25 protein-coding genes are annotated in these 21,320 nt (G+C 64.7%); 10 read left to right on the top strand and 15 right to left on the bottom strand.

Going from position 1 to position 21,320, the window contains the following annotated elements; all coding sequences use genetic code 11:
* The first annotated feature begins 502 nt into the window (after positions 1 to 502).
* A complete protein-coding gene (locus DY468_RS09270; RefSeq protein WP_164604510.1) occupies positions 503 to 2,107 on the top strand; it encodes a peptidoglycan L,D-endopeptidase MepK in 1,605 nt (534 codons plus the stop codon).
* Positions 2,108 to 2,261: 154 nt separating this feature from the next.
* Here the strand turns inward: DY468_RS09270 and DY468_RS09275 are convergent, their stop codons facing one another.
* Both DY468_RS09275 and DY468_RS09280 read right to left on the bottom strand, forming a co-directional pair.
* On the bottom strand, positions 2,262 to 2,534 hold the full coding sequence (locus DY468_RS09275; RefSeq protein ID WP_013504056.1) for a DUF2312 domain-containing protein: 273 nt from the start codon (positions 2,532 to 2,534) through the stop codon (positions 2,262 to 2,264).
* A 186-nt stretch (positions 2,535 to 2,720) separates the two neighbouring features.
* Positions 2,721 to 3,020 carry a DUF1244 domain-containing protein gene (locus DY468_RS09280; RefSeq protein WP_164604512.1) on the bottom strand — a complete coding sequence of 100 codons (300 nt, stop codon included), beginning with the start codon at positions 3,018 to 3,020 and terminating at the stop codon, positions 2,721 to 2,723.
* Positions 3,021 to 3,208: 188 nt separating this feature from the next.
* Between DY468_RS09280 and DY468_RS09285 the strand changes: the two genes are divergently transcribed.
* Together DY468_RS09285 and pyk are read left to right on the top strand one after the other, a co-directional pair.
* Positions 3,209 to 3,793 carry a DUF1036 domain-containing protein gene (locus DY468_RS09285; RefSeq protein ID WP_164604514.1) on the top strand — a complete coding sequence of 195 codons (585 nt, stop codon included), beginning with the start codon at positions 3,209 to 3,211 and terminating at the stop codon, positions 3,791 to 3,793.
* On the top strand, positions 3,790 to 5,223 hold the full coding sequence (gene pyk, locus DY468_RS09290; RefSeq protein ID WP_164604516.1) for a pyruvate kinase: 1,434 nt from the start codon (positions 3,790 to 3,792) through the stop codon (positions 5,221 to 5,223). The genes DY468_RS09285 and pyk overlap by 4 nt, the downstream gene beginning before the upstream one ends.
* A 256-nt stretch (positions 5,224 to 5,479) precedes the next feature.
* On the opposite strand, the gene DY468_RS09295 is transcribed toward pyk, so the two are convergent.
* From DY468_RS09295 to ykgO, 5 genes are all read right to left on the bottom strand, one after another.
* The gene (locus tag DY468_RS09295; RefSeq protein WP_164604518.1) at positions 5,480 to 5,917 is read right to left on the bottom strand and encodes a type II toxin-antitoxin system HicB family antitoxin; all 438 of its coding nucleotides are present in this window, start codon (positions 5,915 to 5,917) and stop codon (positions 5,480 to 5,482) included.
* Positions 5,918 to 5,952: 35 nt separating this feature from the next.
* Entirely contained in the window at positions 5,953 to 6,153 is a 201-nt protein-coding gene (locus DY468_RS09300) for a hypothetical protein (protein WP_164604519.1), read from the bottom strand.
* 187 nt (positions 6,154 to 6,340) lie between these two features.
* Positions 6,341 to 6,769, bottom strand: coding sequence for an OsmC family protein (locus DY468_RS09305; RefSeq protein WP_164604521.1), 429 nt, complete (start codon positions 6,767 to 6,769; stop codon positions 6,341 to 6,343).
* Between the two features lie 123 nt (positions 6,770 to 6,892).
* Positions 6,893 to 7,555, bottom strand: a complete 663-nt coding sequence (locus tag DY468_RS09310; protein WP_164604522.1) for a tetratricopeptide repeat protein — start codon at positions 7,553 to 7,555, stop codon at positions 6,893 to 6,895.
* A 96-nt stretch (positions 7,556 to 7,651) separates the two neighbouring features.
* Complete coding sequence (gene ykgO, locus DY468_RS09315) at positions 7,652 to 7,777, bottom strand: type B 50S ribosomal protein L36 (RefSeq protein WP_013504065.1); 126 nt, start codon at positions 7,775 to 7,777, stop codon at positions 7,652 to 7,654.
* A 299-nt stretch (positions 7,778 to 8,076) separates the two neighbouring features.
* On the opposite strand from ykgO, the gene DY468_RS09320 reads away from it, so the two are divergent.
* The 3 genes from DY468_RS09320 to DY468_RS09330 all read left to right on the top strand — a co-directional run bounded on the left by DY468_RS09320 (position 8,077) and on the right by DY468_RS09330 (position 10,371).
* Positions 8,077 to 8,946, top strand: coding sequence for an amidohydrolase family protein (locus tag DY468_RS09320; protein ID WP_164604524.1), 870 nt, complete (start codon positions 8,077 to 8,079; stop codon positions 8,944 to 8,946).
* A 141-nt stretch (positions 8,947 to 9,087) separates the two neighbouring features.
* Positions 9,088 to 9,828, top strand: a complete 741-nt coding sequence (locus DY468_RS09325; protein WP_013504067.1) for a haloacid dehalogenase type II — start codon at positions 9,088 to 9,090, stop codon at positions 9,826 to 9,828.
* Between the two features lie 75 nt (positions 9,829 to 9,903).
* Positions 9,904 to 10,371, top strand: coding sequence for a YbaK/EbsC family protein (locus tag DY468_RS09330; protein ID WP_164604526.1), 468 nt, complete (start codon positions 9,904 to 9,906; stop codon positions 10,369 to 10,371).
* 326 nt (positions 10,372 to 10,697) lie between these two features.
* Here DY468_RS09330 and DY468_RS09335 read toward each other — a convergent pair whose 3' ends face one another.
* From DY468_RS09335 to DY468_RS09345, 3 genes are all read right to left on the bottom strand, one after another.
* On the bottom strand, positions 10,698 to 11,000 hold the full coding sequence (locus DY468_RS09335) for a hypothetical protein (RefSeq protein WP_164604528.1): 303 nt from the start codon (positions 10,998 to 11,000) through the stop codon (positions 10,698 to 10,700).
* Between the two features lie 138 nt (positions 11,001 to 11,138).
* Positions 11,139 to 12,464: a methyl-accepting chemotaxis protein gene (locus tag DY468_RS09340; protein ID WP_164604531.1), complete on the bottom strand. Its 1,326-nt coding sequence runs from the start codon at positions 12,462 to 12,464 to the stop codon at positions 11,139 to 11,141.
* A complete protein-coding gene (locus DY468_RS09345) occupies positions 12,439 to 12,960 on the bottom strand; it encodes a PAS domain-containing protein (RefSeq protein WP_164604533.1) in 522 nt (173 codons plus the stop codon). Before DY468_RS09345 ends, DY468_RS09340 begins: the two co-directional genes overlap by 26 nt.
* 708 nt (positions 12,961 to 13,668) lie before the next feature.
* On the opposite strand from DY468_RS09345, the gene DY468_RS09350 reads away from it, so the two are divergent.
* The 3 genes from DY468_RS09350 to DY468_RS09360 are packed head-to-tail and all read left to right on the top strand — an operon-like array spanning position 13,669 to position 15,606.
* A complete protein-coding gene (locus DY468_RS09350) occupies positions 13,669 to 15,027 on the top strand; it encodes a lipopolysaccharide biosynthesis protein (protein ID WP_164604535.1) in 1,359 nt (452 codons plus the stop codon).
* Positions 15,028 to 15,082: 55 nt separating this feature from the next.
* Positions 15,083 to 15,316 carry a hypothetical protein gene (locus DY468_RS09355; protein ID WP_164604537.1) on the top strand — a complete coding sequence of 78 codons (234 nt, stop codon included), beginning with the start codon at positions 15,083 to 15,085 and terminating at the stop codon, positions 15,314 to 15,316.
* On the top strand, positions 15,313 to 15,606 hold the full coding sequence (locus tag DY468_RS09360) for a type II toxin-antitoxin system RelE/ParE family toxin (RefSeq protein WP_164604538.1): 294 nt from the start codon (positions 15,313 to 15,315) through the stop codon (positions 15,604 to 15,606). Before DY468_RS09355 ends, DY468_RS09360 begins: the two co-directional genes overlap by 4 nt.
* A 124-nt stretch (positions 15,607 to 15,730) precedes the next feature.
* On the opposite strand, the gene DY468_RS09365 is transcribed toward DY468_RS09360, so the two are convergent.
* The 4 genes from DY468_RS09365 to DY468_RS09380 all read right to left on the bottom strand — a co-directional run bounded on the left by DY468_RS09365 (position 15,731) and on the right by DY468_RS09380 (position 19,541).
* Positions 15,731 to 16,519 (bottom strand): 3-hydroxybutyrate dehydrogenase, encoded by a 789-nt coding sequence (locus DY468_RS09365; RefSeq protein WP_164604540.1) that lies wholly within the window; start codon positions 16,517 to 16,519, stop codon positions 15,731 to 15,733.
* Positions 16,520 to 16,567: 48 nt separating this feature from the next.
* Positions 16,568 to 17,707 (bottom strand): DUF3734 domain-containing protein, encoded by a 1,140-nt coding sequence (locus DY468_RS09370; protein WP_164604542.1) that lies wholly within the window; start codon positions 17,705 to 17,707, stop codon positions 16,568 to 16,570.
* A gap of 94 nt (positions 17,708 to 17,801) precedes the next feature.
* On the bottom strand, positions 17,802 to 18,314 hold the full coding sequence (locus DY468_RS09375; RefSeq protein WP_164604544.1) for a CAP domain-containing protein: 513 nt from the start codon (positions 18,312 to 18,314) through the stop codon (positions 17,802 to 17,804).
* A gap of 189 nt (positions 18,315 to 18,503) precedes the next feature.
* A complete protein-coding gene (locus DY468_RS09380; RefSeq protein WP_164604546.1) occupies positions 18,504 to 19,541 on the bottom strand; it encodes a glutamine synthetase beta-grasp domain-containing protein in 1,038 nt (345 codons plus the stop codon).
* A gap of 494 nt (positions 19,542 to 20,035) precedes the next feature.
* On the opposite strand from DY468_RS09380, the gene DY468_RS09385 reads away from it, so the two are divergent.
* Entirely contained in the window at positions 20,036 to 20,218 is a 183-nt protein-coding gene (locus DY468_RS09385) for a DUF2735 domain-containing protein (protein ID WP_164604548.1), read from the top strand.
* A 96-nt stretch (positions 20,219 to 20,314) separates the two neighbouring features.
* Here DY468_RS09385 and DY468_RS09390 read toward each other — a convergent pair whose 3' ends face one another.
* A complete protein-coding gene (locus DY468_RS09390) occupies positions 20,315 to 21,250 on the bottom strand; it encodes a glutaminase (protein WP_164604549.1) in 936 nt (311 codons plus the stop codon).
* Between the last annotated feature and the right edge of the window lie 70 nt (positions 21,251 to 21,320).

Consider the following 21,320-nt stretch of genomic DNA (forward strand, 5'->3'; position numbering starts at 1 on the left):
GCCGAACTACACCCGCCCCACCCGTCTGCCCGATGGCGTGAGCGTCGCCGGCGACTACACCGGCTCGTCGGGAGCGTCGTCGAGCCCGTTCTCGTTCCTCGAGAACCTGTTCGGCGGACCGCAGCCCCGGCCGCAGCAGCCGGCTGCGCGCAATCAGCGCCGGGTCTACACCCGCTGAGCAGCTTTCGCGTCTTCCGGGCGCGCACAGCTAGCGAGAGATCTTCAAGGGCTCGCCGCGAGGCGGGCCCTTTTTGTCGTTAACTTAGATTAACCATCCTCCATCTAGATTGGGGCACCGGGCTCGATTTCGCCATAGTCAGAGGGTTAGGGTTGACAATCGACTTGGGGTCACGGGCGCCGTTTCCGGATCGCTAACTTCGGTGAACGGCGCGTTTACCCTGCCACGCAGGCTTGGGGTTCGCGGGCAAGGGTTTGTTGGTCGACCATAGGTGGGGCTGCGTTCGTGCTGGCTGCAATTTCGCGCCGTCTGAAATCACTGTCGATGCCAAGAGCCGGTTACGGCGCCGTATTGACGACGGCGTTGCTCCTGGCCGGGGCCGGTTCGGTCCATGACGCGTCCGCGGTCGGCGATACCCGGACCCTGTCGTTCCACCACACCCATTCGGGCGAAAACCTCACCGTCACCTTCAAACGCAGCGGCCGCTACGACGAAGACGCGCTGAAGCAGCTCAACCATTTCCTGCGCGACTGGCGATCCCAGGACCAGACCGTGATGGATCGCCGGTTGTTCGACATCCTGTGGGAAGTCTACCGGGACGTCGACGCCAAGCAGCCGATCCAGATTATTTCCGCCTACCGCTCCCCCTCCACCAACGCCATGCTTCGCCGCCGCTCCTCCGGGGTGGCGCGCCACAGCCAGCACACGCTGGGGCATGCGATGGACTTCTTCATTCCGGGCGTCGCGCTCGAGCGGATCCGTTTCGCCGGCCTGCGGCTGCAGCGCGGCGGCGTCGGGTTCTATCCGACCTCTGGCTCGCCGTTCGTGCATCTCGATACCGGCGGAATCCGGCACTGGCCCCGGATGACCGCCGACCAGCTCGCCCGCGTGTTCCCGGACGGACGCACGGTGCACATCCCGTCCAACGGCAAGCCGCTGCGCGGCTACGAGCTGGCTCTGGCCGATATCGAGAACCGCCGCGACGGCAGCAGTGCCGCGCCGGCCAAGACCAATTTCCTGGCAGCGCTGTTCGGCGGCAAGTCGCGAGACGACGAAGACGAACAGGCAGCCGCCAAGCCCTCCTCCGGCGCCAAGCCGATGGCCGACATCAAGGTCGCCGCTGCTGATGCCGTCGCGGCAGCCGCCGGCGTCAAGACTGCCGATGCCGGCAGCAGCGATCCGGTGCCGGTGCCGCGCGCCAAGCCCGCCGCCGCGATCCAGCTCGCCTCCGCCAGCGACGTAGTGCTGCCGGCGCCGCGTCCGGCCAAGGCCGTCCAGGCGGAAGCAAAATCGGCCAACGCCAAATCGGCCGAGCCGAAACTGCAGACACCGGCCGACATCATCAATGCCCGCGGCTTCTGGGACGATTTCCCGCTGGCCTCCGAGCAGGCGAAGCGACCGCAGGTCGCCGCCGTCAGCGCGCGCGAGGCGTTGGCCGCCGCTGATAAATCGGACGAGGTGGCAATGAATGCGCTGGCCTACGCCCCGTCGGTCCAGGACAACAGCTCGCAGCATGCGCGAAGCCGGCACCCGCGGGTGGTCACTGCCAGCGCGCCGATCCCGCACAGCTTCCGCCCTCATCCGCAGCGCCATGCGGCAGTGTCGGACAAGATCGACACCGTGATCGGCAAGTCCGAACAGGGCAAGACGGTCGTGGCGAATTCAGCGCGGCTCGCCGCCGCCGGCAGCCGGGACAACGACGTCTGGATTCGCGCGATGATCCTGATGCCGCGAGCGATCCGCACCGCCGCAACGGTGATCGGCGACACCGACATGACGCTGCTGACCGGCTATTTCGCCAAACCGGACGCCACGCTGGCGATGGGCTTTGCCGACGACCCGCAGCCGGGCCTCTATGCCGATGCCTTCAGCGGCACGGCGGTGGCGACGCTGACCACCACGTCGTTCCCGGACCAGGCATCGCGCTGACCGCTGCGCCTCGATCCGATCGTGTCCATAAAAAAATGCCCGGGTTCGTCCCGGGCATTTTTCGTTTTGGGCGATGTCTTGCCGTTGAGCGATGCCTTGCCGGATCGTCGCGCGGATCGCGACGGTCCGGTCCAGACTCCGACCGACGCCGGCCTCAGAGCATCCCGAGCGCCTGCATATAGGTTTCCAGGATGGTCTCCTGCTCGGCGCGCTCATTGGCGTCCTGCTTGCGCATGCGGACGATGGTGCGCAGCGCCTTGACGTCGAAGCCGTTGCCCTTGGCCTCCGCATAGACGTCGCGGATGTCGTCGGAGATCGTCTTCTTTTCTTCCTCGAGACGCTCGATCCGCTCGATGATCGCCCGGAGCTGGTCCTTGGCAAAATTGGTCGCGGGATCGTCCTGGACGGCGGCAGCGGAGGTGGCCATCGTGCACTCCTGGCAGATAATGATTGGAAAAAGCGGCGGGGCGGTCGCCTCGCGCGCCGCATCTGCGCCGGACACTCTTCGCCGCGGCGGCTCCCGTCAAGGGGCATCACGCCGATCCACAGCGACCCACAGCGGAAATCGCCGCCGCCGAATTTGCGCCTTGATGGGCGGCGTGGACGCGCCGCGTCAGTGACTGTGCGGGTGAGATTTCTTGAACGCCTCGACCTGGTCCGCGGTGGCCACGCTCTGGTACTTCGCCTTCCAGGTCTCGTAAGGCATGCCGTAGACCGCCTCGCGGCTCTCGTCCCGACTCATTTCCACGCCCTGTGCGTCGGCGGCGTCCTTCAGCCAGTTCGACAGGCAGTTGCGACAGAACCCGGCGAGATTCATCAGATCGATGTTCTGAACGTCGGTGCGCTCGCGCAGATGCGCCACCAGACGGCGAAACGCCGCCGCTTCCAGTTCTGTCCGGGTGCTGTCGTCCATGCGATCACCTTATGCTGAGCTTGTGGTGCTCCCCAAATGGGGACGGGCTGAGATTTTGCCACATCTGGAGGCTACAGCCGACTCCGCCGCGCCGTGGCTCCGGTCCAGAAGGCTCGGCGGGAGGCGCGGCCGTTGACAGGCCGCCTCTGTCACGCGAAATCATCAGCAAATTGGTATAGCTTGGCTGCATGATCATCATAGATTCCCTTCCCTTCCGGCAGATCTGGGCCCGCCCCGCCGCAGCCGTGACCGCGGCGCTGGCCGTCGGCGCGCTGCTGTGCGGCAGCGCTCCGGCCTCGGCCGACTTCCGGCTGTGCAACAACACCTCGAGCCGGGTGGGAATTGCGCTGGGCTACAAGGACGTCGACGGCTGGACCACCGAAGGCTGGTGGAACGTGTCGTCGCGGAGCTGCGAGACGCTGCTGCGCGGCGCGTTGGTCGCCCGCTACTACTACATCTACGCGCTCGACTACGACCGCGGCGGGGAATGGTCCGGCCAGGCGTTCATGTGCTCGCGCGACAAGGAATTCACCATCAAGGGGACCGAGAACTGCCTGGCGCGCGGGTTCGACCGCACCGGCTTCTTCGAGGTCGACACCGGCGAGCAGCGGGCCTGGACCGTGCAACTGACTGAAAGCAACGAACAGAACATGCAAAAGCTGCCGGGAATGCCCGGGGCGCCAGGGACCGGACTGCCGGGCATCCCGCCGACGCCGGGCCGCACCGCCCCCGCCACGCCTGGCACGCCAGGCGAGGCCGGGACCAAGCCATGAGACGCCTGCGCCGGATCAAGATCCTCGCCACGCTCGGCCCCGCCTCCTCCGACAGCACGATGATCCGCAAGCTGTTCGAGGCCGGTGCCGACGTGTTCCGGATCAACATGAGCCACACCCCGCACGACAAGATGCGGGAGTTGGTGAAGACCATCCGTAACGTCGAAAGCAGCTACGGCCGGCCGATCGGCATCCTGGTCGACCTGCAGGGACCGAAGCTGCGGCTGGGGTCGTTCGCCAACGGCCCGATTCAGCTCAACAACGGCTCGAACTTCGTGCTCGACTCGATCAAGGAGCCGGGCGACGCAACGCGTGTGCATCTGCCGCATCCGGAAATCCTCGCCGCGCTGAAGGTCGGTGACGCGCTGCTGCTGGACGACGGCAAGGTGCGGCTGATCTGCGAAGAGACCGAGGGCGACCGCGCGGTGACCCGCGTGGTGATCGGCGGCAAGATGAGCGACCGCAAGGGCGTCAGCCTGCCCGACACCGACCTGCCGATGTCGGCAATGACCAACAAGGATCGCGCCGACCTCGAAGCCGCATGCGAAACCGGCATCGACTGGGTGGCGTTGAGCTTCGTGCAGCGGGCCGAAGACGTCGTCGAGGCCAAGCGGATGATCCGCGGCCGCGCCGCCGTGATGGCCAAGATCGAGAAGCCGCAGGCAATCGACCGGCTGCAGGACATCCTCGACGTCTCCGACGCGCTGATGGTGGCGCGCGGCGACCTCGGCGTCGAGATGCCGCTGGAGCGGGTGCCATCGCTCCAAAAGCAGATGACCCGCATGGCGCGGCGCGCCGGCAAGCCGGTGGTGGTCGCGACCCAGATGCTGGAATCGATGATCACCAGCCCGGTGCCGACCCGCGCCGAAGTCTCCGACGTGGCGACCGCGGTCTATGAAGGTGCCGACGCGATCATGCTGTCGGCTGAATCTGCCGCCGGCAAATATCCGGTCGAAGCGGTGTCGACGATGAACCGCATCGGCGAAGAAGTTGAGCGCGACGTCACCTATCGTACCGTGGTAACGGCACAGCGCCCCGATCCGGAAGCGACCGCCGGCGACGCCATCGCCGGCGCGGCGCGGCAGATCGCCGAAACGCTCGACCTGTCGGCGATCATCTGCTGGACATCGTCGGGCTCGACCGCGCTGCGCGTCGCACGCGAACGTCCGAAGGTGCCGGTGGTGGCGATCACCCCCAGCATCAGCACCGGCCGCAAGCTGTCGGCGGTGTGGGGCGTGCATTGCGTCGTCGCCGAAGACGCCAAGGATCAGGACGACATGGTCGACCGCGCTGGCCGCATCGCGTTCCGCGACGGCTTCGCCAAGTCCGGGCAGCGCGTCATCATCGTCGCCGGCGTCCCGCTCGGCACCCCCGGCGCCACCAACATGGTCCGCATCGCCTATGTCGGACCGAGCGACGCGGACGTGTGAGGCGGCGCGGAGAGGCAAGCCCTCCCTCGTTCAACCTCACGGTCGTGCTTCCGGGGCGCGCGTAGCGGGAGTCCGGAATCCATAATCACCGAGTGAGTTGTTGCGCTAGCTAATCCCCATCGCCCAGTGCTTGACAGCTTGCACAGGGCATATGGATTCCGGGCTCGCTCACTTCGTGAGCGCCCCGGAATGACAAACGAGAGGCTGAGCGTCGGGTCTGGTCGCCCGTGTTGAGCAGAGACGTAAATGCGGCGGATCAGGCCGCCTCTTCGACTCCGATGACCAGCCGCTTGCCGAGCGCACGTAACGCTTCAACCATCGCCGGCAACTTGGTCGGGTGCCGTGGATCGAGGATTCGGCGAACCTCCTTCTCGTCTTTGCCCATCCGGCGAGCCAATTCGCTTTTGTTGATACCGGCCTCCGCGAAGGCTTCCAGGACTGCCAGTTTCGCAGCGACCTCGGGGGCAACTGCAATCATGATAAGCCCCTTGGTCTTGGTCTTCGCTTTCGGCAGCGGAAGACCGCGCTGCGGATAGCTCAGAAGCGCCAGACCAAGAGCTTCCTCCGCCTGCGCGCGGGCGTCAGCCATATCGTCACCCTGAGTGATCGCCTCGGGTACATCGGGAAAACTCACCACGACGACGCCGCGCCGATCGCCCGGCTCGAAATCTGCCGCGTAGGCGTAGGTTTTCATCGGCAAATCCTCATTCGGTGGCCACCGTCGGCCGATTAGTCTGCAAGACCCAGATGTTTTCGTATCTTCCTCGCGGTCTTGGGATCGATCTCACGACTCGGCAATGTCGTCAGGCGATCGCCGACGAACACCATCGCGTGACCGCCTTTGCCCTTGCGATAGTCGACGCGAAAGCGCAGCCCGCGAGCCTGGGCCTCTTCGCGCAACTCCGCGATGAACCGATCACGCTTGTCCATGCCGAGACCTCGACCGGACCAGCATCGGACATTTTTGTCCGATTGTCAAAGTTCGCTAGCCTTGTCGTTCCGGGGCGCGCGAAGCGCGAATCCGGAACCTCGAGATGGTCTGGCCTGAGGGGCGACAACTCTGGATTCCGGGTTCGCTCACTTCGTGAGCGCCCCGGAATGACAGGGGAATTGGCGCTCAGCTCACCAGCTTCGCATCCAGCGTGATCTTGGTGTTGAGCAGCTTCGAGACCGGGCAGCCGGCTTTGGCCTTGGCGGCGCAGTCCTGGAAGGTGGCGTCGTCGGCGCCGGGGATCTTGGCGGTGAGCGTCAGGTGAATTGCGGTGATGGCGAAGCCGTCTCCCTGCTTCTCCAGCGTGACGTCGGCCTTGGTTTCCATCTGCTCGGCGGTGAGCTTGGCTTCGCCGAGGATCAGCGACAGCGCCATGGTGAAGCAGGCTGCGTGCGCCGCGCCGATCAGCTCCTCGGGATTGGAGCCCGGCTTGCCTTCGAACCGGCTGGAGAAGCCGTAGGGATAATCCGACAGCGCACCGCTCTTGGTCGAGATCGCGCCCTTGCCATCCTTGATGCCGCCCTGCCATTTCGCCGAGCCGGATGTCGTGCTCATTGGGATCTCCCTGATTGATGTCGATGACCGACCGCCATCACCCGAGCGAGCGACGGCCTTGAGGTGGACCTTGGATGTGGGGTGGTTCAGCCGAATTCAAAGCGCGATGGACGCAGAAGCGCCTCAGATGTCGCGGCCTTCGACCTTCTCGGACAGCGTCTTGACGAGGTCCGGCACCTTGTCGAGGTGAGGATTGAGCGCAAGCGCCTGGCGGAACGCATCGAGCGCGCGTTTGTCGTCGCCGAGTTCCTGCATGATCATACCGAGCCCGGCGAGCGCGCCGAAGTGGCGCGGCTCACGCGCCAGCACCTGCTCGATGTCTTCGAGCGAGCGCATGTACTCGTTCTGCAGATAGTAGATCGTTGCGCGCCGGTTCCAGCCTTCGACATAATCCGGCTTCAGCTCGAGCACGGCATCGAGCAGCTTCAGCGCGACGTCATACTGCTTGGCGTCCATCGCCACTTTCGAGCGCGCCATCAGCAGCGCCGTAGTGTCGCTGCTGGTCTGGCTCCACAGCGCCCAGATCCGCCCTTCGACGTGTTTGGCGCTGGCTTCATCCGGCGCGGCCTTCAGCGCTCCGAACAGGAAATCGAGCCCCTTGGTGCGATCGGTCGGCACCCGGGGCAGCTTCTCCGGTGGCGCCGGCGGCTGGGCGAGCGGCTTCTCCAGCGGATGCTTGGGCCCATCGGGTGCCTGGGCCCACGCATCATGAGGCGTTCCCAGCAGCAACGCGGCGAGAGCCAGCAGGCACGGGGCCATACCCGAATGTCGGAGGACGAACGCCATCGGTGCAGTCTAGACACGACAAAGCGCGCTGCAAAGCAGCGCGCACGTCACAGCGGCGTGAAATCGAAGGCGCGAGCCGCAAGCGGCCCGGCGCAATCAGCCCTGGCGGGCCTTGAAACGGCGCTGGGTCTTGTTGATGACGTAGAGCCGGCCCTTGCGGCGAACCAGACGGTTTTCGCGGTGACGGGCGAGCAGCGACTTCAGCGAGTTACGGACCTTCATGGGTCTACCCTGACTGTTTGAAAGGCCGTGACAATTGGCCGAATGCAAAATGAGAACAGCCCGCTGGCGGGGAGCCCGCCCGGGACGGTGTTTATCTATCCAGCGAGTCCCGGCGTGTCAATCGATCGGCTGCCGGAACCGGCGGATCGCTTGCGGAAAACCAGGAACCGAGGCGATCGCACGCCGGCGTGGGGCGGAATCCTGTTGGCCGAGCCGCTTCACAGCTCCACAAAATAATTATACACCATAATCAATTCTATGCCGCCAAGAAGGCGAGCAACGCCCGAAGGAAACGCCCGATGCTGAATCCCGACGACCTCGTCGCCATCGACATCCACACCCACGCCGAGGAGCCGTGCGGCTGCCACGCCGACGACGGCTACGACGACTTCCAGGCTCGGATGGCCGAGTATTTCGGCTCGCCCAACAAGCATCCGCCGACAGTGCCCGAGACCGCTGCGTATTATCGCGCCAAGAAGATCGCCGCGGTGATCTTCCCGGTGGACGCCGAGCGCGAAACCGGCTTCCGCCGTTACAACAACGACGAGATGATCGAACTGACGCGGCAGAATTCCGACGTGCTGATTCCGTTCGCCTCGATCGATCCGCACAAGGGCAAGCTCGGCGTCCGCGAAGCGCGGCGGCTGATCGCCGACTACGGCATCAAGGGCTTCAAATTCCACCCGACGATGCAGGGCTTCTATCCCAACGACCGGCTCGCCTACCCGCTGTACGAGGCGATCCAGGAAGGCGGCGCGATCGCGCTGTTCCACACCGGCCAGACCGGCGTCGGCTCCGGCATGCCGGGCGGCATGGGGATGCGGCTGAAATACTCCAACCCTATGTACATGGACGACGTCGCGGCCGATTTCCCGGACATGAAGATCATCCTGGCGCACCCGTCCTTCCCCTGGCAGGAAGAGGCGCTGTCGGTCGCGACCCACAAGCCCAACGTCTATATCGACCTGTCGGGCTGGTCGCCGAAGTACTTCCCGCCGATCCTTGTGCGCTACATCAACACCATTCTGCAGGACAAGATGCTGTTCGGCTCTGACTGGCCGGTGATCACCCCGGACCGCTGGCTGTCGGACTTCGCCAAGCTCGAGATCCGCGACGAGGTCCGGCCGAAAGTGCTGAAGCACAACGCCCGCAAGCTCTTGGGGATCTAGGACCTCAACCTTCGTCATTGCGAGCGAAGCGAAGCAATCCAGGAGCGTCGTGCACTGAGCCGCTGGATTGCTTCGTCGCTTCGCTCCTCGCAATGACGAAGGAAAGGCTTCTTCACCGAAACAAATCGAGAGTTGCCACCCATGCCCATCGCCGCCGTCGTGTTCGATGCCTATGGCACGCTGTACGACATTCAGTCGGTCGCGGCGGTGACCGAGGCCGAGTTTCCCGGCCGCGGCGATCTGATCACGCAGCTTTGGCGCATCAAGCAGCTCGAATATACGTGGCTGCGCTCGCAGATGGGGACTTACGAGGACTTCGCGGTCGTCACCCGGGATTCGCTCGCCTACACGCTCGACTGCCTCGGCATCGAAGCGGGCGGCGGCGCGTTCGAGCGGATCTTCGCCAAATATCTCGATCTTGCGCTCTATCCCGAAGCGCTGTCGGCGCTGGATGCGCTCGCGCCCTGCAAGCGCGCGATCCTGTCCAACGGCAGCCCCGATATGCTCGGCGATCTCGTCCGCAACACGGGACTCGATCGCGTGCTCGACGACGTGATCAGTGTCGATGCCGCCAAGGTGTTCAAGCCGCACCCGCGCGCCTACGCGCTGGCCGAAGCGCGGCTCGGCGTGGCGCCGCGCGAGATGCTGTTCGTGTCATCCAACCCGTGGGACGTCGCCGGCGCCAAAGCGTTCGGCTTCAACGTGGCCTGGATCGAGCGCGTCAGCCGCGACGCGATGGCGCGCGAACTACAGCGGCCCGGGCCCCTGCCGCCGCAAACGCTGTTCAAGGCGCTGCGTACCCAGATGGACGTGCTCGGGTTCGAACCGGACCATCGCATCGGATCGCTGACGGCGCTGGCGGAGATCGTGGCGAGCCGCTGAGTTTGCGCCGTCGCAGGCTTTGCGGCATATCGGCTGCTCAGTTGCCGGCACCGAGCGCCGGCCCCGAGGAGCCGCATGAGTCTGGAATCCGTTCGCGCCTGGTTCGCCCAACACGCCCCCGATATCGCCGTGGAAGAATCGACGATGAGCTCGGCCACCGTGCCGCTCGCCGCCGAAGCCTACGGCGTGCCGCCGGAACAGATCGCCAAGACGCTGTCGCTACGCGTCGGCGAGCGCGTGGTCCTGATCGTCACCAGCGGCACGACGCGGCTCGACAACAAGAAGGCCAAGGCGCTGCTCGGCGGCAAGCCGAAGATGCTCGGCGTTCACGAAGTTGCCGATCTCACCGGCCACGAGGTCGGGGGCGTCTGTCCGTTCGGGTTGAAGGAGCCGCTGCCGATCTATTGCGACGTGTCCCTGCGACAATTCGACCTCGTGGTTCCGGCCGCCGGCTCGACCCACAGCGCGGCGCGGATCGCGCCGCAACGGATGGCCGAACTGGTCGGCGCCGAATGGGTCGACGTTTGCGAAGCGCGCGACTGACCGCGCGCCCACGATCGATCCACAGCCGCACGACCGTCGCTTCGAGCGATTCTGTTTTTGATAGAATCGAGAGCGTGCTTCGGAGTGCTCACAACAAGGTACAACCTCATGGTGAGGAGGCGCGAAGCGCCGTCTCGAACCATGCGCCGCAGGCGATGCCGTTGCTCGCTACGTTTTCAACGAAGCCCCGGCGACCTTCGGCGCGAAGAAGTGGCGACGAGAAAGCGCTGCTCGACCCAAATGCGAAGGGGCGGCCTCGCTGCGCAGGCCGCCCCTTCTTCAGTTGGAAAACGAGTTCTTCAGTTTGAAAATGAGGCGTCGTCCGCTCACCAGCGGCGCCAACCATGATGCCGCCAATACGGCCGCGGTCCGTAATAACGCGGACCGTAATAGCGCGGGCCGTAGAACCGCGGACCATAGTAGCCGTAAGCGCCGTAGTAGTTCGGCCGCCACCAGCACCGGCCCCATTCATTACAGACGTAGCGAACCTGGTCGACCTGGGCGGCTGCGCCGCCGGCGACTTGCGCGGTGCCGGGAAGACCATTCGGCATCGCCGCAGACGCAATGCCGGGAGCGAACGCGGCCGCGCCCAGAGTGGCAGCGGCAGCAATGGCGAGTTTCAGTCTCATCGAACAACCTCCTTCGGACCGAGAACCATTGATCGATCCGGAATCTAGGAGGTCGCATCTGAACGGGCGCTGACGAGCGAGTTCATCTACATGAACTTGCATTAAGGTATGCGGCACAATTCGTTCGGCCACAGCCGCTCACGCGGCCTCGCGGGCCTCCGCGCCGTCGCGATGAAGCGTGCGCAGGAAGTCGCGCACCGCATCGCCGAGTGAACGAGCCTGCTGCGCCAGCGTGCCGGATGCCGACAGCGTCACCTCGGCGTGCTGTTCGGTGTCACTGATGTTGCTGCCGACGCTATGGATGTTCCCCGAGATGTCGCGAATGCCGGCGAACGCCTGTTCGACGTTGCGCGCGACTTCTTCGGTCGCCGCCGTCTGCGCTTCGACCGCGAGCGAGACCTGATGCGTGATGTCGTCGACTTCCCCGATCGAACGGCCGATCCCGGAAATCGCATCGACCGCAGCGCGGGTGGTCTCCTGCACTTCGGCGATGCTGCGCGAGATGTCGCGCGTGGCATTGGCGGTCTGTTCGGCGAGCGACTTCACTTCCTGCGCCACCACCGAGAACCCCCGCCCCGCCTCGCCGGCGCGGGCCGCTTCGATCGTGGCGTTGAGCGCCAACAGATTGGTCTGGGACGCGATTTCTTCGATCAACTGCACGATCGCGCCGATCCGCTCGGTAGCGGTCGACAGGCTGCCGACCGTGTCGCGAGCGTGATCGGAGGCCGCCACCGCGGCCTTCGCGATCTCCGCCGAGCGATTGACGCCGCCCAGGATCCCATTGGCGGAGGCGGTCAACTCGGCGGTGGCGGCCGCCACCGTCTCCATATTGTTGGAGGCCTGTTCGCTGGCCGCCGAGACCGCCATGGTGCGTTCGCGCGTTACGCTGACGCCGCGGCTGAGGCTGCCAGCGGTCTCGCCCATATTGCTGGACGCGGCGCCGACGGCATCGATCACCGTACCGATCGCAGTCTCGAACTCTGCGGTGTTGGCGTTGAACGCCGCGACCCTGGTCTCGATCACCTGCATCGCCTCGTTGATGGTGCGGCTGGCGATCAGCAGCGAGCCGCGCAGCCCCTGCGGCAAGATGTGACGATAGTATTTGTCGTCGCGGATCGCCGCCATCGCGGCGCTGGATTCGCGCACGAACGCGTCGCAGCGATCGATCATGTCGTTGAAACGATGCTGCAGGTCGAGCAGACGCCCGTGATCGCGACGCCCGACCAGCCGGGCCTCGAAGTCGCCGTCGGCGACGCGGCCGCAGACCTCGTCGATCTGGGTCAGCATGCGATCCAGCCGCAGCAGCATCGCCGCGACGCCAGCGGCGCCGAGCAGCGATACGCCGAAGCCGATCAGCAGCAGCAGCGGTACGGCGAGCACAACGCCCGCCGCCGCAGCCAGCGTCCCGGCCACGCAGGCGGCGAGGCAGAGACCAGCCCTAAAGAGAGAAGACGAGTTGATCATAGGAAATGTTCTTCGACTTGACGAAATCGATCAGGTGATGATGGCCGGCCGCCAGCGAGTCCTTGCCGTTGCGGTGCCGTGCTTCCTGCGCCAGCAGCTCGGCATAGACCGGCTCCAGTGCGGCGACGACCCGGCGCTCCGGAACGCGGCGATTGGAGTGATAGCCGATCACGGTCCCGGCAGGATCGAACGACGGCGTGACGTGGGCGAACACCCAGTAATGATCGCCGTCCTTTGTCATGTTCTTGACGTAGGCGAAAATCTCGCGCCCTTCGGCAAGGGTGTCCCACAGAAGCTTGAACACACAACGCGGCATGTCGGGATGCCGCACGATCGAATGCGGCTGACCGAGCAGTTCGGCCTCACTGTATCCGCAAATGTCGATGAACACCCGATTGGCGTAGGTGATCCGCCCCTTCAGGTCGGTCTTGGACACGATGATGTCGTCGGCGTCGAAGAACACTTCAACGCCCGTGGGTTTGACGGAAGAGGTCACGGCGAAATCCGGCTCTGCGACTGAAGGCGATCTGCGCGGACACTGATCAACGCCCTGGTCCCGCAACGCAAAGCTACGAGGTAGGTCTTAATAGTTAGTTCGCCAGACGAGCGGCCAACCCACCCCATTACAGATAATCAACGGCAGGCGTCACGATCATCCGATCGATCCTTCGACGTACTACCAACTCAGGTTGTAGTATTTTACCTGACAAGAACAAATCGTCCGTCCGGGCTTCACCTCTTATCGTTCTGGCGACGGCCCACACCTGCGACAAGAAGAAATGCAACGACCAGACTGGCGACGTTCAGCGCCCAAACCCTCACGGACGAGACCGGCCATCCAAAGCCGCTGACCATCACCACGCTGAGAACAGCCGCGATGATGACCGCGGCCGCGCCTGCCCCAGCGAGGCGTCCGACATCCCTTCGCGATAACTTCGGCATCGGCCATTTCGGCATCGGGGGACGTCCGCATGTGAGGGCTTGGCCAGGCTGTTCTGGCGGCACAGGCGCCGCTGCAATTTGCGGGGCTGGCCATGACCCTTAACGCGGTGCGCGGGACTGAGTTCCAAAACCGAAACCGACCGTCTCGTCTCCGACAAGCAAGCCCGGCCTCACCCAACCGATTCTTAAGATCCGGTTGCTAGATCAAGCCGTTGCCGCGTCGTGCCCGACACGGCCGGTTCGGGGAAGCGCTTTGGCCGTCATGGACTCTCCACCAGCAACGCCCCTGGCGGCGCTGAAGGCGCGCCTGATCGCTCTGTTCGGCGGCTCGAACGAAGCCTCGCTCACCAACCGGCTCGCCGGTACCATTTTCCTCATTCGTGTCATCAGCGCTGGCCTCGCCTACGGAGCGCAGATCCTGCTGGCACGCTGGATGGGCGGGTCGGACTACGGCATCTATGTCTACGTCTGGACCTGGGTGCTGCTGCTCGGCTCGATGCTGGACTTCGGCATTTCGGCCTCCGCGCAGAAGATCATTCCAGAATATCGCGCGCGCGGCGAGCTCGACCGGTTGCGCGGCTTTCTGTCCGGCAGCCGCTGGGGCACGCTGGCAGCTTCCAGCGTCGCATCGCTGCTGCTCGCGCTGCTGGTCTGGGCGCTGTCGCCGCTGATCGGCGACGCCACCGTGGTGCCGCTGTATCTCGGCTGCCTGACGCTGCCGGCCTTCGTGGTCGCCAACACCCAGGATGGCATTGCCCGGTCGCACGACTGGATGCGGCTCGGGCTGATGCCGCAATTCATCATCCGGCAGGCGTTGATCATCGGTTTCACGGCCGGCCTGTTCGTGCTCGGCTTCGAACTCGGCGCGGTCGCGGCGATGGCGGCGAGCTGTGCGGCGGTCTGGATCGCCATGCTCGGCCAGATGGTCGCGCTCAATCGCCGACTCGCCGGCCACGTCCCGGCCGGCCCGCGCGCCTACGACGTCCGCGGCTGGCTCGCCACCTCGCTGCCGATTCTGCTGGTGGAGAGTTTCTATCTGCTGCTGTCCTACACCGACGTTCTGGTGCTGCAGCAGTTCAGCACGCCGGAAGAGGTCGGCATCTACTACGCGGTGGTCAAAACGCTGGCGCTGGTGTCGTTCATTCACTACGCGATGTCGGCGAGTACCGCGCACCGCTTTACCGAATATAGCGTAGCCGGCGACAATGTGAGGCTCGCCGCCTATGTCCGCCATGCGATTCAATGGACGTTCTGGCCGTCGCTGGCGGCGACGCTGGCGCTGCTGGCGCTCGGCAAACCGCTGCTGTGGCTGTTCGGACCGCAGTTCACCACCGGCTACGGCATCATGTTCGTCGCCGCGATCGGCCTCGTCGTCCGCGCCGCGATCGGTCCGGTCGAGCGCCTGCTCAACATGCTCGGCCACCAGCAGATCTGCGCCCTCGCCTATGCGCTGGCGTTCGCGGTCAATCTGGCGTTGTGCCTGATCCTGGTCCCCCGTTTCGGCGGCTACGGCGCCGCCGCCGCGACCTCCGCGGCGCTGACCTTCGAGACCGTGCTGCTGTTCTGGATCGTCCGCAAACGCCTCGGCCTGCATGTGCTGGCGTTCGGCAGCAAAGGCTAGATCAAGCGGTCTGGACTCTACTGACCGTCTCACCGTCTCGTGCTATAGTTTCAGAATGAGCGCGGACAACCTCGAGGATCTGATCAAGCGGGCGGAATCCTGGCCGGAAGCGGCGCGGGAGGAGCTGGCTGCGGTAGCTCGCGAGATCGAAAGCGAGCTTCAAGCAGACCGCTATCACGCCAGCGCCGAAGAACTGCTGATCATCGATGCTGCGGTTGCTGCTCTCGACGCAGGCGAACAGGCCACGGACGACGAAATTAGAGCTGCGTTCGCTAAGTTTGGGCGATGAAGGTCGTCTACTCCCGGCAGGCTCTCGCCGACCTCGACCAGATCTCCGCCTATTACGGCCAGCACGCAAGCCCGAGAGTTGCCCGATCGATCGGCGCGCGGATCGAGAACGTGATCGCTCGGATCGCATCGGCTCCCAATTCGGCGCCCAAGGTCACACAACGTCCCGACATTCGATCGGCAGCCGTGGTGCGCTATCCATTTCGGGTCTTCTATCGCGTGCGAGACTCCAAGATCGAGATCCTGCACATCCGTCACACGGCGCGAGCGCCGATGCGGCAGAGCGATTAGGCGCCCTACTCATCGACCACGTCGTCGCCCGGCTTGGACGGACAACCAAGTACCCCAGAGACGAAATGCTCTGCATACTGGATCCTCCGCATTCGCGGAGGATGACGTCGGCTGTTGGTGCGCCTTACGCCGCAGTCCAGCCGCCGTCCATCGACAGGTTGGCGCCGGTGATCTGGCTGGCGTCGTCGCCGCAGAGGTAGACCGCAAGTGCCGCGACCTGCTCTGGCGTGACGAACTGCTTGGTCGGCTGAGCGGCGAGCAGCACGTCGTTGATCACCTGCTCCTTGCTGAGGCCACGCGCCTTCATGGTGTCGGGGATCTGCTTTTCGACGAGCGGCGTCCAGACGTAGCCGGGCGAGATGCAGTTGCAGGTGATCTTGTGGGTGGCCAGCTCCAGCGCCACGGTCTTGGTCAGGCCGGCGATGCCGTGCTTGGCGGCCACGTAGGCCGATTTGAACGGCGACGCGACCAGCGAGTGCGCCGAGGCGGTGTTGATGATGCGGCCCCAGCCGCGTTTCTTCATCCCCGGCACCGCGGCGCGGATGCCGTGAAACGCCGACGACAGATTGATGCCGATGATCGCGTCCCACTTCTCGATCGGAAAATCCTCGATCGGCGAGACGAACTGGATGCCGGCATTGTTGACCAGAATGTCGACCGAGCCGAAGGTGGTTTCGCCGAGCTTGATCATCTCGGCGATCTCGGCGGGCTTCAGCATGTCGGCCGGGGAATACACCGCCTTCACGGCGAATTCGCTCTCGATCGCCTTGCGCTCCTTCTCGATCGCGTCCGCTTCGCCCATGCCGTTGATCACGACGTTGGCGCCGGCCTTGGCGAAGGCGCGCGCATAGCTGAGCCCGATGCCCGAGGTCGAGCCGGTCACGACCGCGGTTTTGCCTGTCAGATTCGTCATCATCCGCTCCTGTTCGCGGGGTTGAGAGAGCGGCGCAGAACAGGCCGCTTATTCGAATGCATCCCGGGTGAGGTCCCAGGTCACCATGGTCTCGCCGTCCTGCGGCGCGCGTTGCCAGCTCTGGTCGCGCATCGAGACATAGACGTCCTGCTCGCCGGCCTTCCAGTGCTCGGTCATGTTCAGCCGGGAGAAATCGTAGTCCTTCGACGACGCCTCGTAGTCCCGTTTACGGTAAATCAGATGCACAACCGTGACGGCATTCTCCTGCGCCGCCTGGTGCAGGATGGCGTAGGCCGGATCGTCGCGCAATTCCGCAGGCAGCCGGTCGATCAAGTCCCGCAGCGCCGTGCGGGCATTGTGGATCATCTTGTTCTTGTCGGTATTCAGCCGGGTGCGGCTGGAATAGCGAATGTCCTTCTCGCGCTCGGCAGCCTCCAGCAGCGTCTCCGGCAGACGGCCGCGCGAGCTGAAAAGATCCACCTGAAAGATCAGCAAATTCTCGCGCTGCTCACAGTCGAGCACGTAATCCAGCGGCGTATTCGAAGCGACGCCGCCGTCCCAGTAATACTCGCCGTCGATCTCGATCGCTGGAAACCCCGGCGGCAGCGCGGCCGACGCCATGATGTGCTCGGGGCCGATGGTCTGCCTGGTGGTATCGAAATACACGAAGTTGCCGGTGACGATATTGACCGCACCGACGCTGAGACGGATGCCGTTGTGGTTGAGGCGGTCGAAGTCGACCAGTCGCTCCAGCGTCGAACGCAGCGGCGCGGTGTCGTAATAGCTCAGATTAGACGGCTTGCCCGACGGCAGCAGATGCGTCGGCGGAAACCGCGGCGTGAAGAATCCGGGGACGCCGAAGGTGGCGATCATCGCCGCCGAGGCCTCGTTGAACAGCGAGTGCACATGATCGTCGTGCAGCAACGGCTGCCACGGCACCGGCGAGGACGCCATCTCCCAGAATTGCTTCAGCTTGTCGACGCGCTGCTCGCGCGGATTGCCGGCGATGATCGCCGCATTGATGGCGCCGATCGAGATTCCGGCGAGCCATTGCGGCTCGAAATCATGATGGCACAGGGCCTGATAGGCCCCGGCCTGATATGCCCCGAGCGCGCCGCCGCCCTGCAGCACCAGCACGCGGCGCGCATCGCACGGCCTCCCGGCCTTTCTGTGAGGTGTTTGATCCATCCGGTCGGTTGCACCTTCGAGCAGACGCCGGAAACTTGGCGGGGCGCGGCGCCTGCGTCAATCGCGCTAACGTCGGGGCGCGATCACGCCCGGTTTATCGTGGCGTGTCGGTGGAGGCGAGGATCATGGTCCAGAACACCTTGTATTTGGTGCCCGGAGCATAACTCGCCGCGATGCCGATCCGGTCGACGCCGCTCTTCAGCATGTTGGCACGGTGCGGCGGCGAATCCCGCCAGCCCGAAAACGCTTCCGCCAGCGTGTGATAGCCGGCCGAGACGTTCTCGACCGCGACCGCCGCCGGATAGCCGGAGGCATTCAGCCGCTGCGCCAGCGGCGCCTTGACGTCGTGGTCGAGCTTGTTGCGTCTCGCCATGGTCGAGGACTGATCCTCGGCGAGCTTGGTCAGCGCCGGATCCACCGTCACCGGACCGAGGCCGTTGTTCTGGCGATATTGCGAGATCATCGTGGCCGCCGCGGCGACATCGACCCGAGCGCCTTCGCGCGCCATGCTCTGATACATCGACGGCGTATCGACAGACGGCGCGACATCGCCGGCACAGCCTGCCAGCACCAACAGGCCGAGAACGGCCATCACCCCGCGAAACATTGTGCAGATTCCCCATTCGCGCGCGATCGGCACCGCCGGCCCGTCACCGGCTCACGACGCGCCGGGCAGTTGTTGCACGTCAACAGTGGCTGAATGGTGAAGATGGGGCCGGCCGGGAATCGCGTTCCGGGCCTGGAAACGGCAACGGCCCGGACTTGCGTCCGGGCCGCGAGCAGTCGCCGTGGAGGTTCAGGCGGCGGCTGCCGACTTCGAGGTGGGGACCGACGAAATCGTCTTCAGAACCTGGGACGCGATCTGGTAGGGGTCGCCCTGCGAGTTCGGGCGGCGATCTTCCAGATAGCCCTTGTAGCCGTTGTTGACGAAGGAGTGCGGCACGCGGATCGACGCGCCGCGATCGGCGACTCCGTAAGAGAACTTGTTCCACGGCGCGGTCTCGTGCTTGCCGGTGAGCCGCATGTGGTTGTCCGGACCGTACACCGCGATATGGTCGTCGAGATTGGCCTCGAACGCCTTCATCATCGCTTCGAAATACTCCTTGCCGCCGACTTCGCGCATGTGGGCGGTCGAGAAGTTGCAGTGCATGCCCGAGCCGTTCCAGTCGGTGTCGCCGAGCGGCTTGCAGTGGAACTCGATGTCGATGCCGTACTTTTCCGTGAGACGCAGCATCAGGTAGCGCGCCATCCACATCTGGTCGGCCGCGGTCCTCGATCCCTTGCCGAACACCTGGAATTCCCACTGGCCCTTCGCCACTTCGGCGTTGATGCCTTCGTGGTTGATGCCGGCCGCGAGGCAGAGGTCGAGATGCTCTTCGACGATCTGGCGCGCGACGTCACCGACATGCTTGTAGCCGACGCCGGTGTAGTACGGCCCCTGCGGCGCCGGATAGCCGGCATCGGGGAAGCCGAGCGGGCGGCCGTTCTTGTAGAAGAAGTATTCCTGCTCGAAGCCGAACCAGGCGCCTTCGTCGTCCAGGATGGTGGCGCGGGTGTTGGTCGGATGCGGGGTGACGCCGTCCGGCATCATCACTTCGCACAGAACCAGGATGCCGTCCTTGCGAGCAGCGTCCGGGTACATCGCGACGGGCTTCAGCACGCAGTCCGAGCTGTGGCCTTCGGCCTGCATCGTGGACGAGCCGTCGAATCCCCACAGCGGAAGCTGCTCGAGCGTCGGATAGACCTCGAATTCCTTGATGGTCGTCTTGCCGCGCAGGTTCGGCGTCGGCTTGTAGCCGTCCAGCCAGATGTACTCGAGCTTGTACTTGGTCATGCGGTCCTCTCGTTGGAGATGCCATCGGCGTTCGGCCCGATGGCGGACGCGGAACCGCACCCGGCGGCCTTCGGTCCAGCCGAGATGAAGCATTTAATATGCCAGACTGGGCCAAATCGCCGCAGGCCCGACAGCGGCGCCTAGACAGCAACCTGGGCGCGAAAAGCGCGATCGATTGATCGCCGGACATCCACGCCAAAACGCCCGAATGATCCGTATTCCCCCGCGTTCGCAGCGGTAAACAAAATTAACCACTCGGGCGCACGATTTTCTCGGAGGTGGGAAGCGCAACCAAGCCATTCCGGCCGCGTTGCACCAAAACTGGGCCCGAGTTCATCAGCAGGCGGATGAATGCGCAAAGAATCGCCAATCACTGGTTGTTCATTGACCAATCTGCCTGAACGCCAAGCAACCACGTTATGATCCGCTTCGACGCGTGCCCGTCGCTTGTCGAGCCAGCTTCATCGAACCCGAAGGAAGAAAGGAGAGATCGCGTGAGCAGCCTGAATCAGACCTCAGCCAAGATCTACCAGTTCCCGGTCGGCGGCCGGGATGGAGCCAACCGAACCGTGCTGTCGAGCAGCGAGGCTGCGTCGAATCCGGCCAATATCCTGACCTGCTCGAGCTGGTATCACGAGATCGCGATGCTTGAAGAGCAGTCGACCAAACGGCCATGACGCCAGAGCTTGCGCGGCGACGACGCCGCGACCATCGCAGCGACTGAGGAAGGGCCGGCGCGCGCGTTCGGCCCTTTTTGCTGCGCAGAGAGCCCGTCAGACGCCGAAGATCGACCAGCCCATGCGCCTGGTCAGCATCTCCAGGGCGACCCGGCCGAGATGAGAGTTGCCGGCGGCATCGAGACCCGGCGCCCATACCGCGATCGAGGCTCTGCCCGGCGCCACCGCCAGCACGCCGCCGCCGACGCCGCTCTTACCTGGCAGGCCGACCCGGTAGGCGAATTCACCCGACCCATCATAATGGCCGCAGGTCAGCATCAGCGCATTGATGCGGCGGGCACGTTCACTGGGCACGACATTGTGGCCGGTCGACGGGTTCTGACCGCTGTGCGCCAGGAAGCGCCCGGCCATCGCCAGCTGCCGGCAACTCATCGCGATCGCACAGTGGTGGAAATAGACCCCGAGCGTGTACTCGACCGGATTGTCCAGCACCCCGAATGATTTCATGTAATTGGCGAGTGCGGCGTTGCGAAATCCGGTGCGCTGCTCGGATTTGGCCACCGCTTCATCGATCGCGATCGAGGAATCGCCGGCCAGGAACTGCATGAAGCGCAGGATGTCGCCGAGCGCCTCACGCGGTTGATGCCCGGACAGGATCAGATCGGTCACGGCGATCGCGCCGGCATTGATGAACGGATTGCGCGGGATGCCGCGCTCGTGCTCGAGCTGCACGATCGAGTTGAACGCCGATCCCGACGGCTCTCGGCCGACGCGCCGCCACAGCCGATCGCCGGCCTTGCCGAGCGCCAGCGTCAGCGTGAACACCTTCGAGATGCTCTGGATCGAGAACGGCACGTCGGCGTCGCCGGCGGCGGCAACATGGCCGTCGGCACCGATCACCGCGAGGCCGAACGCCTTCGGGTCGACCCGCGCCAGTTCCGGAATGTAGCTTGCCACCTCGCCGCGGTCCGCCCGCTGCGCCATCTCATCGGCGATTTCGGCAACGACACGGTCGAGAAGCTGATTGCTCATGGCGGCGCATTTGATGCAAAGCGCGCACCAGGTCAACGGCGGCGTGATGGTCGAAGCTTCCCCCCGTCAT

The sequence above is a fragment of the Rhodopseudomonas sp. BR0M22 genome (assembly GCF_010907035.1).
Lineage (GTDB): Bacteria > Pseudomonadota > Alphaproteobacteria > Rhizobiales > Xanthobacteraceae > Rhodopseudomonas.

What these genes read in the sequence shown, in the direction of transcription:
- DY468_RS09310 (WP_164604522.1), bottom strand. Translation starts at nt 7,555, where the DNA reads ATGGCGTTCGTCCTCCGACATTCGGGTATGGCCCCGTGCCTGCTGGCT.
- DY468_RS09285 (WP_164604514.1), top strand. Translation starts at nt 3,209, where the DNA reads ATGATCATCATAGATTCCCTTCCCTTCCGGCAGATCTGGGCCCGCCCC.
- DY468_RS09375 (WP_164604544.1), bottom strand. Translation starts at nt 18,314, where the DNA reads ATGTTTCGCGGGGTGATGGCCGTTCTCGGCCTGTTGGTGCTGGCAGGC.
- DY468_RS09325 (WP_013504067.1), top strand. Translation starts at nt 9,088, where the DNA reads ATGCCCATCGCCGCCGTCGTGTTCGATGCCTATGGCACGCTGTACGAC.
- DY468_RS09330 (WP_164604526.1), top strand. Translation starts at nt 9,904, where the DNA reads ATGAGTCTGGAATCCGTTCGCGCCTGGTTCGCCCAACACGCCCCCGAT.
- DY468_RS09340 (WP_164604531.1), bottom strand. Translation starts at nt 12,464, where the DNA reads ATGATCAACTCGTCTTCTCTCTTTAGGGCTGGTCTCTGCCTCGCCGCC.
- DY468_RS09365 (WP_164604540.1), bottom strand. Translation starts at nt 16,519, where the DNA reads ATGACGAATCTGACAGGCAAAACCGCGGTCGTGACCGGCTCGACCTCG.
- DY468_RS09350 (WP_164604535.1), top strand. Translation starts at nt 13,669, where the DNA reads ATGGACTCTCCACCAGCAACGCCCCTGGCGGCGCTGAAGGCGCGCCTG.
- DY468_RS09335 (WP_164604528.1), bottom strand. Translation starts at nt 11,000, where the DNA reads ATGAGACTGAAACTCGCCATTGCTGCCGCTGCCACTCTGGGCGCGGCC.
- DY468_RS09380 (WP_164604546.1), bottom strand. Translation starts at nt 19,541, where the DNA reads ATGACCAAGTACAAGCTCGAGTACATCTGGCTGGACGGCTACAAGCCG.
- DY468_RS09360 (WP_164604538.1), top strand. Translation starts at nt 15,313, where the DNA reads ATGAAGGTCGTCTACTCCCGGCAGGCTCTCGCCGACCTCGACCAGATC.
- DY468_RS09390 (WP_164604549.1), bottom strand. Translation starts at nt 21,250, where the DNA reads ATGAGCAATCAGCTTCTCGACCGTGTCGTTGCCGAAATCGCCGATGAG.
- DY468_RS09280 (WP_164604512.1), bottom strand. Translation starts at nt 3,020, where the DNA reads ATGGACGACAGCACCCGGACAGAACTGGAAGCGGCGGCGTTTCGCCGT.
- DY468_RS09320 (WP_164604524.1), top strand. Translation starts at nt 8,077, where the DNA reads ATGCTGAATCCCGACGACCTCGTCGCCATCGACATCCACACCCACGCC.
- DY468_RS09370 (WP_164604542.1), bottom strand. Translation starts at nt 17,707, where the DNA reads ATGGATCAAACACCTCACAGAAAGGCCGGGAGGCCGTGCGATGCGCGC.
- DY468_RS09270 (WP_164604510.1), top strand. Translation starts at nt 503, where the DNA reads ATGCCAAGAGCCGGTTACGGCGCCGTATTGACGACGGCGTTGCTCCTG.
- ykgO (WP_013504065.1), bottom strand. Translation starts at nt 7,777, where the DNA reads ATGAAGGTCCGTAACTCGCTGAAGTCGCTGCTCGCCCGTCACCGCGAA.
- DY468_RS09355 (WP_164604537.1), top strand. Translation starts at nt 15,083, where the DNA reads ATGAGCGCGGACAACCTCGAGGATCTGATCAAGCGGGCGGAATCCTGG.
- DY468_RS09300 (WP_164604519.1), bottom strand. Translation starts at nt 6,153, where the DNA reads ATGGACAAGCGTGATCGGTTCATCGCGGAGTTGCGCGAAGAGGCCCAG.
- DY468_RS09305 (WP_164604521.1), bottom strand. Translation starts at nt 6,769, where the DNA reads ATGAGCACGACATCCGGCTCGGCGAAATGGCAGGGCGGCATCAAGGAT.
- pyk (WP_164604516.1), top strand. Translation starts at nt 3,790, where the DNA reads ATGAGACGCCTGCGCCGGATCAAGATCCTCGCCACGCTCGGCCCCGCC.
- DY468_RS09295 (WP_164604518.1), bottom strand. Translation starts at nt 5,917, where the DNA reads ATGAAAACCTACGCCTACGCGGCAGATTTCGAGCCGGGCGATCGGCGC.
- DY468_RS09275 (WP_013504056.1), bottom strand. Translation starts at nt 2,534, where the DNA reads ATGGCCACCTCCGCTGCCGCCGTCCAGGACGATCCCGCGACCAATTTT.